This is a genomic window from Nocardia sp. NPDC058497, assembly GCF_042720195.1.
GTDB lineage: Bacteria > Actinomycetota > Actinomycetes > Mycobacteriales > Mycobacteriaceae > Nocardia.
Window position 1 is genome coordinate 1 of the sequence record NZ_JBHXMY010000207.1, and the last position, 9,453, is coordinate 9,453.

Annotated in this window: 9 protein-coding genes; 7 read left to right on the forward strand and 2 right to left on the reverse strand. The window is 68.8% G+C overall.

Annotation, left to right across the window (positions count from 1 at the left end):
* Nucleotides 1-16: 16 nt before the first annotated feature.
* Complete coding sequence (locus ACFWPJ_RS15990) at nucleotides 17-1,012, forward strand: acryloyl-CoA reductase (RefSeq protein WP_378851923.1); 996 nt, start codon at nucleotides 17-19, stop codon at nucleotides 1,010-1,012.
* A gap of 58 nt (nucleotides 1,013-1,070) precedes the next feature.
* Here the strand turns inward: ACFWPJ_RS15990 and ACFWPJ_RS15995 are convergent, their stop codons facing one another.
* On the reverse strand, nucleotides 1,071-2,957 hold the full coding sequence (locus ACFWPJ_RS15995) for an ABC transporter ATP-binding protein (RefSeq protein WP_378851926.1): 1,887 nt from the start codon (nucleotides 2,955-2,957) through the stop codon (nucleotides 1,071-1,073).
* A gap of 158 nt (nucleotides 2,958-3,115) precedes the next feature.
* Here ACFWPJ_RS15995 and ACFWPJ_RS16000 point away from each other — a divergent pair, with 158 nt between their 5' ends.
* Both ACFWPJ_RS16000 and ACFWPJ_RS16005 read left to right on the forward strand, forming a co-directional pair.
* Nucleotides 3,116-5,980, forward strand: a complete 2,865-nt coding sequence (locus ACFWPJ_RS16000) for an FAD-binding and (Fe-S)-binding domain-containing protein (RefSeq protein WP_378851929.1) — start codon at nucleotides 3,116-3,118, stop codon at nucleotides 5,978-5,980.
* Nucleotides 5,981-6,438: 458 nt separating this feature from the next.
* On the forward strand, nucleotides 6,439-7,386 hold the full coding sequence (locus ACFWPJ_RS16005) for a DNA-3-methyladenine glycosylase family protein (RefSeq protein ID WP_378851931.1): 948 nt from the start codon (nucleotides 6,439-6,441) through the stop codon (nucleotides 7,384-7,386).
* Here ACFWPJ_RS16005 and ACFWPJ_RS16010 read toward each other — a convergent pair.
* Nucleotides 7,383-7,589, reverse strand: coding sequence for a hypothetical protein (locus ACFWPJ_RS16010; protein ID WP_378851934.1), 207 nt, complete (start codon nucleotides 7,587-7,589; stop codon nucleotides 7,383-7,385). The two genes, ACFWPJ_RS16005 and ACFWPJ_RS16010, sit on opposite strands and share 4 nt — an antisense overlap.
* A gap of 180 nt (nucleotides 7,590-7,769) precedes the next feature.
* On the opposite strand from ACFWPJ_RS16010, the gene ACFWPJ_RS16015 reads away from it, so the two are divergent.
* The 4 genes from ACFWPJ_RS16015 to ACFWPJ_RS16030 all read left to right on the forward strand — a co-directional run bounded on the left by ACFWPJ_RS16015 (nucleotide 7,770) and on the right by ACFWPJ_RS16030 (nucleotide 9,351).
* Nucleotides 7,770-8,687, forward strand: coding sequence for a helix-turn-helix domain-containing protein (locus tag ACFWPJ_RS16015; protein ID WP_378851936.1), 918 nt, complete (start codon nucleotides 7,770-7,772; stop codon nucleotides 8,685-8,687).
* Complete coding sequence (locus ACFWPJ_RS16020; protein WP_189031590.1) at nucleotides 8,684-8,902, forward strand: DUF397 domain-containing protein; 219 nt, start codon at nucleotides 8,684-8,686, stop codon at nucleotides 8,900-8,902. The genes ACFWPJ_RS16015 and ACFWPJ_RS16020 overlap by 4 nt, the downstream gene beginning before the upstream one ends.
* Nucleotides 8,899-9,114 carry a DUF397 domain-containing protein gene (locus ACFWPJ_RS16025; protein WP_378851938.1) on the forward strand — a complete coding sequence of 72 codons (216 nt, stop codon included), beginning with the start codon at nucleotides 8,899-8,901 and terminating at the stop codon, nucleotides 9,112-9,114. The genes ACFWPJ_RS16020 and ACFWPJ_RS16025 overlap by 4 nt, the downstream gene beginning before the upstream one ends.
* A 99-nt stretch (nucleotides 9,115-9,213) precedes the next feature.
* Entirely contained in the window at nucleotides 9,214-9,351 is a 138-nt protein-coding gene (locus tag ACFWPJ_RS16030; RefSeq protein ID WP_229740032.1) for a hypothetical protein, read from the forward strand.
* Nucleotides 9,352-9,453: the final 102 nt, after the last annotated feature.

Consider the following 9,453-nt stretch of genomic DNA (forward strand, 5'->3'; position numbering starts at 1 on the left):
GCGTATGCTCTGAGCCATGGATTACTCCGCGATGGTTGCCCGTGAATCCGACGGCCGGATCGTGCTCGCCCGGGAGCAGGTGGGGGACGATTTCCTCGGCGCAGGTGAGGTGACGATCAAGGTCCACTACTCGAGTGCCAACTACAAGGACCTCCTCGCGATCACCCCGCGTGGTGGCGTGGTGCGCAACTACCCGATCGTGCCCGGTATCGACCTCACCGGTGAGGTGGTCGCGTCCGAGACCGACGACTTCGCCCCCGGCGACCAGGTGATCGCGCACGGCTACGAGATCGGCGTCGCCCGCAACGGTGGCTTCGCCGAATACGCCAGGGTGCCCGCCGAATGGGTGGTGCGCCTGGACGGCCTGGACACCCGTGACGCGGCCACCATCGGCACCGCGGGCTTCACCGCGGCGATGAGCGTGCAGGCCCTGCTCGACCGCGGCCTCACCCCCGACGACGGCGCGGTCCTGGTCACCGGCGCGACCGGCGGTGTCGGCACCGTCGCCATCGACATCCTCTCCGGCCTCGGCTTCGAGGTCATCGCCTCCACCGGCAAGACCGACGCGGGCGACCTGCTCGCCGAGCTCGGCGCCAACGAGGTCATCGGCAGGCTCCCGCTCGACCCGGACGCCAAGCCGCGTCCCCTCAACAAGGCGGTCTGGGCGGCGGCGGTCGACAGTGTCGGCGGCGCGTCGCTGGCCCATGTCCTGAGCTCCATCGGCTACGGCGGCGCGGTCGCGGCGAGCGGCCTGACCGGCGGCGCCGAACTGCCCGCCACCGTGCTGCCGTTCATCCTGCGCGGTGTTAGCCTGCTCGGCATCGACTCCGTCTTCCTGCCGATCGAGAAGCGCCGGGCGCTATGGTCGGCGCTGGGCAAAGAGCTTCGCCCGCAACATCTCTCGACGATCGAGTCGTTCGCCCCGATCACCGAGGTCGGCCGGGTCCTGCAGTCGATCAAGGACGGTAGCCACTCCGGTCGCACTGTCATCGGAGTCGCCGGCGAGTTCTGACCGGTCGACGCCACTGTTCCCCAACTGCTTACCGTCGCAGCAGTTGGGGAACAGTCGGCTAGACCGCGGTCTTGACCGGAACCGGGTCGTCGGCGAACTGGGTGCGGTAGAGCTCGGCGTAGCGACCGTCGGCATTGAGCAGGTCGGCGTGGGTGCCGCGCTCCACGATCCGGCCCTGCTCGAGCACCACGATCAGGTCCGCGGCGCGGATCGTCGAGAGCCGGTGCGCGATCACCAGGGCGGTCCGGCCGTGCAGCGCCTCGGTGAGCGCTTCCTGCACCGCGGCTTCCGAGGTGGAGTCCAGCGAGGCGGTCGCCTCGTCGAGGATCACCACGCGCGGCTGCTTGAGCAGCAGCCGGGCGATGGTCAGGCGTTGCCGTTCGCCGCCGGAGAGCCGGTAGCCGCGTTCACCGACGACGGTGTCGAGGCCGTCGGCGAGCGAGCCGACCAGGTCGCCGAGGCGGGCGCGGCGCAAGGCGTCCCACAGCTGCTCCTCGGTCGCTTCCGGTTGTGCCAGCAGCAGATTCGCGCGGATCGTGTCGTGGAACAGGTGCCCGTCCTGGGTGACAAGGCCGACGGTGCGCTGGATCGACTCGGTGGTCAGCTCGCGCACATCGGCGCCGTTGAGCCGGACCGCGCCGGAATCGACGTCGTAGAGCCGCGAAACCAGCTGGGCGATGGTCGATTTGCCCGCACCCGACGAGCCGACCAGGGCGACCAGCTGACCGGGTTCGGCCCGCAACGTCACGTCGTGCAGCACCTCGACGCCACCGCGGGTGTCCAGGGTCGCGACGTCTTCGAGCGAGGCGAGCGAGACCTTGTCGGCCGAGGGGTAACCGAAGTCGACCGCGTCCAGCTCCACCGCCACCGGACCATCCGGCACCGGGACAGCACCGGGCGCGTCCTCGATCAGCGGCTTCAGGTCGAGCACCTCGAAGACGCGCTCGAAGCTCACCAGGGCGGCCATGATCTCGAGGCGCGCGCTGGCGAGTGCGGTGAGCGGGGTGTAGAGGCGGGTCAGCAGCAGCGAGAGCGCGACGACCGAACCGGCGTCGAGGCTGCCCTGCAGCGCGTACCAGCCGCCGAGGCCGTAGACCAGCGCGAGCGCCAGCGCCGAGACCAGCGTGAGCGAGGTGACGAAGGTGGTCTGCAGCATGGCGGTGCGCACGCCGATGTCACGGACTCGGGTGGCGCGCACGGCGAACTCGGACGATTCCTGCCGCGGCCTGCCGAACAGCTTGACCAGCGTGGCGCCGGGCGCGGAGAAACGCTCGGTCATCTGGGTGCTCATGGCGGCATTGAGCTGGGCGGCCTCGCGCTGCATGGCGGCGAGGCGGTTGCCCGCGCGGCGAGCCGGGATGACGAACACGGGCAGCAGCACGAGGGCGAGCAGGGTGATCTGCCAGGAGATGCTGAGCATCACCGCAAGCGTCAGCGCCAGCGTCACCAGGTTGGTGACGACGCCCGACAGCGTGTCGCTGAACGCGCGCTGCGCCCCTATCACGTCGCTGTTCAACCGGCTCACCAGGGCGCCGGTCCTGGTGCGGGTGAAGAACGCGACCGGCATCTTCTGCACGTGATCGAACACGGCGGTGCGCAGGTCGAGGATCAGCCCCTCACCGATCCGGGCGGACAGCCAGCGGATGACCAGCCCCAGCCCGGCATCGAGGACGGCCAGGCCCGCGATGGCGAGCGCGAGCAGCGCGACGGTCCGCGGCGCCGAACCGCCGACAATGTCGTTGACGACCCGGCCGGCGAGCACCGGCGTCGCCACGCCGAGGATCGCGGCCACCACGCTGAGCAGCAGGAAGCCGAAGATCCGGCGCCGGTGCGGGTCGGCGAAGCGGAGGATGCGGCGGGCCGTGGCCAGGCGGAACGGCCGTTCCTCCTCTGGCGCGTTCATCCGCCGGTACATCTGGCTGTAGGCCACCGATTCGATACTCACTGCCACACTCCTCTTCGCTCCCCACCCATCGAACTCCTGCCCACCGACACTAAAACCTCAACAAAGGTTGACCGCAAATACTTTCCGCGGGCGGCCGGTTCCGCGCACAGCGAAACCGGGCGGGCAATGCCGCGGGCCACGCCGAATAGGCTGGTCGGGTGGACGAGATCCGGAGTGCGGAGCTGCTGGCCGACGCCCTGCGTGGCCGGGTCACCTGTGCGGTCGACGCCTCGACCCGCAGGCTCGCGGAGTACTCCTCGGACGCCTCCAACTACCGGGTCCGCCCCGCGATGGTCGTGTTTCCCCGCCACGACTCCGACGTCGCCGCGACAGTGACCTTCGCCCGCGAACACGGATTGGCGGTCACCGCGCGCGGCGGGGGCACCTCGGTGGCGGGCAATGCGGTCGGCCCCGGCATCGTGCTCGATTTCAGCAGGCATATGCGGGCCATCCGGGCGGTCGATCCCGAGGCGCGCACGGCGCTGGTACAGCCGGGTGTCGTGCTGTCGGACCTGCAACGACGGCTGCGACCCGACGGCCTGCGGTTCGGACCCGATCCCTCCACCCAGGACCGCTGCACGCTGGGCGGAATGATCGGCAACAACGCCTGCGGCCCGCACGCCCTGGCCTGGGGTCGCACGTCCGATACCGTGCGATCGTTGCGCGTCATCGACGGGACCGCGACGCAGCGCGTACTCGGCACGAATCTCGCTGAGGTCCCGGGCCTTTCCGGCTTCACGAATACCAACCTCGCGGTGTTGCGCACCGAACTGGGCAGGTTCGATCGGCAGGCCTCCGGCTATGGACTGGAACATCTACTGCCGGAATGTGGTTCGTCGATCGCGAAGGCGTTCGTGGGAACCGAGGGCACCTGCGGGCTACTGCTCGAGGCCGAGATCGAGCTCACGCCGATGCCCGCCGCGACCGTGCTGACCGTGCTCGGCTATCCCGATATCGCCACGGCGGCAGACGATGTCGCCGCGGTGACCCGGTGCGCGCCGCTCGCGGTGGAGGGTATCGATGCCGGGTTGGTCGATCGGGTCCGCGCCCATCGTGGGACGGTGCCTGAGCTTCCGCGCGGCCGTGGGTGGCTTTTCGTCGAAACCGCAGGTGCGAGTGCCGCCGAGGCACTGGCGGCCGCCGAGCGATTGTGCCGGGAAGCCAACGCCGACGACTACCGGATCGTCACCGATCCCGCTGCCACTGCGGCCCTCTGGCGTATCCGCGCCGACGGGGCGGGATTGGCCGGGCGGACGCCGGACGGGAAACCGGCGTGGCCAGGCTGGGAGGACGCCGCCGTCCCACCGGAGCGCCTGGGCACGTACCTCCGTGAATTCGCCGCGCTCACCAGGGAATACGAGGTAGACGGCCTGCTGTACGGCCACATCGGTGACGGCTGCATCCACGTCCGCCTCGACTTCCCGATCGCGGACGCGCCACAACAGTTCCGCTCCTTCCTGTTCGAGGCAGCCGAACTAGTTGTGCGCCATGGCGGCTCGCTGTCGGGCGAACACGGCGACGGCCGAGCCAGATCCGAACTCCTCGCGGTGATGTACTCCCCCGCCGCCCGCGCCGCCTTCGCCGGCTTCAAGGCCCTGTTCGACCCCGATGACATGCTGAATCCGGGAGTACTGGTCGCACCGAATCCGGTCGACGTCGATCTGCGCGTAGCTGGGCTCCGGCCACTGTCCCCGGCAGGCGGCTTCGCCCTGTCCGCCGACTCCGGCGATCTATCCACAGCTGTGCACAGATGTGTAGGAATCGGCAAGTGCCGCGCCGACACTCGCGGTTCCGGCGGCTTCATGTGCCCGTCCTACCTGGCGACCGCCGACGAAAAGGACACCACACGCGGCCGAGCCAGAGTGCTGCAGGAGGTAGTCCGCGGCGAACTCGACTGGCGCGCACCAGCAGTCGAGCAATCCCTCGACCTGTGCCTGTCCTGCAAGGCCTGTGCATCGGACTGCCCCGCGGGCGTCGACATGGCGACCTACAAATCCGAAGTCCTCCACCGTCGCTACCACCACCGCCCCCGCCCCCTCGACCACTACGTCCTCGGCCAACTCCCCCGCTGGCTCACCGCCGCACAACACTTCCCCCGCCTCGCCAACGCCCTCGCCGCCCGCCCCGCACTCCGCCGAGCGGCCATGCGGGCAGCAGGAATCGATCCCCGCCGCGAAGCACCCACCCTGGCGACCACATCATTCCGCCGAACCTGGCAGGACATCGGCGGCAACAACCGCACCGAGCCGGCCGCGATCGCCCTGCAACGCACCCCCCACCGCCACCTCCTACCCAACATGTCCGCAGATATCGAGACGCATGGCGGTGAGGTGATGCTGTGGGTCGATACGTTCACCGATACCTTCGCTCCGGGCAACGCCGTGGCCGCGACACTGCTGCTCGAACAGCTCGGCTATCGCGTCCGTATCCCGGCGGCTCGCGTCTGTTGCGGCCTGACCTGGATCACCACCGGGCAGCTCGACGGCGCCCGCACGCGCCTGCGCGCCACCCTCGACGCGCTGGCCGATCACGTGGCGGGCGGGGGCCTGGTCGTCGGCCTCGAACCGTCGTGCACCGCCGCACTGCGCGCCGACCTGCCCGAACTACTCCCTGACGACCCCCGAGCACCGCAGGTCGCCGTCGCCGTGCGCACCCTCGCCGAATTCCTGCTCGAGCATCCCGGCTGGCAGCCGCCACGACGCACCGGCGAGACGGTCATCGTCCAGCCGCACTGCCATCAGCACGCCGTAGGTGGCTTCGCCGCGGAACGCAGGATCCTGACCGCGATGGGCGTCACGGTCGAGGAGCTCGCCGGGTGCTGCGGGCTGGCAGGCAACTTCGGCATGCAGAAGGGCCACTACGACGTCTCGGTGGCCGTCGCCGAGAACGCGCTGCTCCCGGCCCTGCGCGCCGCCCCGCCCGGGACGACGTTCCTGGCGGACGGCTTCTCCTGCCGAACGCAGGCCGCTCAGCTGGCGGGTGCCCGCGGCGTGCCGTTGGCCTCGTACCTACTCGGCGACTGACGCGGATCACCTGGGGCCTGCCGAAGTCCGCCGACTGCCGTGCAGGTACGCGCTGAGCATTCATCAGATGCTCCGATGGTCCCGATTTCGACCGATCGGCGGGAGAGTGAATGATCAGCGCGGTGTGGACGAATCGCCACCGTGCCCGTTGGTCTACCCGCGGCGACCCCGTGCCCGACGGTGGTGGCCCGGCGCAAGAGCTCGCCAGCTCGGCGGCCTGCGCACAGGACCGTGCTCAGCTGCCGTGCGGCAGCGTCCCCGGCGCGAGCTGGTAGCCCGAGCTGCCCGCGGACCCGCTGCCCCACGCTGCCAGCAGCCAGTTGAGCGCGTTGGTGATCATCGGTTACCTCCTGCGGCGATGGGATGCCAGTTATTTGCCAACGGAGGATTTATCGCGGTCGACGTGGCGAATATTACGAATCCGCGGACGCACCGGATTGGGCGCGCACAATGGTCAGGTGCGCGATCAGACCCTCGACCCCGGCCTGTCGACGGCCGGGCTGTCCAGGACCGTCCGGTCGACCAGGCCGTTCGACGTCGGGCTGACCATCACCCCGCTACGGCGTGGCGGCGGCGATCCGTGCCACCACATCGGCCCAGACGGCGCGCACTGGCACGCCTCGCGGATGCCGAGCGGCGTGGTCACCTACCGGCTCACCCAGGACGGACGCGACGGGGCGCACGCCAGGGCCTGGGGGCCGGGCGCCGAGGAATTCCTGGCCGGTCTGGACCGGATGCTCTGCCTCGAGGAAGACCTCGCCGACTTCGCCCCCGCCCATCCCAAGCTGGTCGAAGCCCATCGCGTGGTGCCCGGCCTGCGCATGCTGCGGACCGGGCTGGTGTTCGAGTCGCTGGTGCCCGCGATCCTCGAGCAGAAGGTGCACACAAAGGCGTCGTTCGCGTCCTGGCGGAGCCTGGTGCGCGAGTTCGGGACGACGGCGCCAGGCCCCGCACCCGCCGGCCTGATGGTCGCGCCCGACGCCGAGACCTGGCGGCGCATCCCGTCGTGGAAGTACCACCGGGCCAATGTCGGGCCGCAGCGCGCGCAGACGATCGTGCGCGCCGCGCGGGTGGCCGACTCGATCGAGCGCACCGCCGACCTGCCGCCCGCCGAGGCCGCGCAACGGTTACGCAGCCTCCCCGGCATCGGTGTCTGGACGGTTGCCGAGACCGCGCAGCGGGCCTTCGGTGACGCCGACGCCCTCTCGGTCGGCGACTATCACCTGGCCGCGGTGGTCGGCTGGAGCCTGCTCGGCCGCCCGATCGACGACGCGGAGATGATCGAGTACCTCGAACCGCTACGCCCGCACCGCTATCGAGCGGTCCGGCTGCTCGCGCTCAGCGGCCAGGCGCGCAAGCCGAAGTTCGGCCCGCGCACCCCGATCACCGATCACCGGCACCGCTAACGGATCGCGCGCTGGTCGAGCACGCATCGCCCCGAGTCCACCAGGGTGTCGCGCGCCCGCCTGCGCACGCGGCACTCGTCGACGGTGCAGTCGAGGTGTAATTGCATTGCGGCATGGGCCTGTTCGGCGTCCATCGGGCCCGGATCGGTGCCGCAACCGAGTAGTGCAGCGGCAATATGCATGTTCACATCGCTCAATTGCATGGACCAAGCACAGCACGCAACCGCCCGGCTAACGGTCAGTACACGCCGATCCCGATATTTAGCGCGAATTCCCAGCACAAGATCCAAGGGGGAGTGCAGGATTCCCCATAGTGGACGAAATCCACCGCCAGACCGGGGCTATGGGTCGTGGCGGGTTGCGAACACAGGAGGAGTGGGGCTGTGGCAACGAACGCATCGACCGGAACGGGTGGTACGGCGGCAGGAGTCTCCTCGACGCTGCCGCGCCGCCAGCTAGGCCGCTATCTGCGCGATTGGCGAACCCAGGCGGGTCTCACCATCGCCGAGGCGGCCAAGTTGATGGAATGGGGCGCCAGCACGCTACAGCGCCTGGAAAAGGGTCAGGCCGACCGCATTCGGACGATCGACATCCACGAACTGTGCCGGATCTACGGCATTCCCGACGATCTCGCCGAGGGTTTGACCGGTCTCGCGCAGCAGGCCGCTGTCAAGAGCTGGTGGCACGCCTACGGCGACCTGATTCCCGAAAACTTCGACATCTATGTGGGTTTGGAGGCGTCGGCGCATCGGCTGCGGGCCTATCAGTCCGAATTGGTCCTTGGCCTGCTCCAGACAGCCGACTACGCGCGTGCGCTGAATCATCTGGGCTATCCCAAGGAGTCGGTCGACGAACTCGATCGACGGGTCGCGTTGCGGCTGCAACGGCAGGCGCTGATCACCCGCAAGCATTCGCCCGCCGAAATCGATGTGGTTCTGCACGAATCGGTATTGCATCGCATCGTCGGTGATGCAAAGGTAATGGCTGCGCAGCTGCGACATCTTGCCGACACGAGTACCCGAAGCAATGTGGCACTGCGTATCCTGCCGTTTGCCGCCGGTGTTCCACTCGGAGTCTCCACCGGACCTTTCACGGTTCTCGAGTTCGGCACCGACAGCAAGGGGCAACCGGTCGAACCGCCGGTGGTGTATGCCGAAGGCTTCACCGGCGATCTCTACCTGGAACGACGCACGGATGTCAGAAGGTACGACCGGGCTCACGAGTGCCTCCAGCGTCATGCGCTGGATATTCAACCGAGTAGAGACCTGCTGCGGCGGGTCGCGAAGGAGTATGTGGCATGAGTTTCGATCTCGTCGACGCACACTGGTTCAAGAGCACGCGCAGCGGCGCCGGCAAGGACTGCGTCGAAGTCGCGTTCCTGTACGGCGGGCGCGTCGGCGTCCGTGACAGCAAGAATCCGGCGGGCCCCGCGCTGGTCTTCGACGGACCGAGCTGGGACGCCTTCACCCGCGGCATCGACAACGGCGCGTTCGCCTGCGCACTGGGTGCACGGTGAACAGCAAGCGCACCATCGACACGACCGGTGCCACCTGGCTGCGGGCCGGCACCGCGGGGGCGGGCAGCAGTGTCGAAGTCGCCATGCTGGACGACGGTTATGTCGCCCTACGCGACGGCAAGAACCCCGACGGACCGGTATTGATCTTCACCCCGAGCGAATGGGCCGCGTTCACCGCAGGGGTGCACGACGGCGAGTTCGATCGTCCTTGATCACGTTTGGATCAAGACACGGTGGGTAACCCCTTGGTTATGGACCGAGGGTTGAAGAAAATGCCACCCCGGTACCGGAGGCTGGCGCCTGAGGACGGAGTGGAGCGCCTGATCGTGATACTGCTTTTCGCGGTGTCGTCGGTCGGAATCTATGTGCTCACCGGCTCGTTGCTCGCGGCGCTGTTCATCGGATTACTGGTCGGATTAGTCGCGGTAGGGACTGTAGCCGTGTTGTAGGTAGCAGTCGCGGGGGGGGTGGGCCGCGCGGGCCCCCCCCCCCCCCCACCCACCCCCCCCCCCCCTTTTTTTGCCCCCCCCAAAAAACGGCGGGGTGGGTAT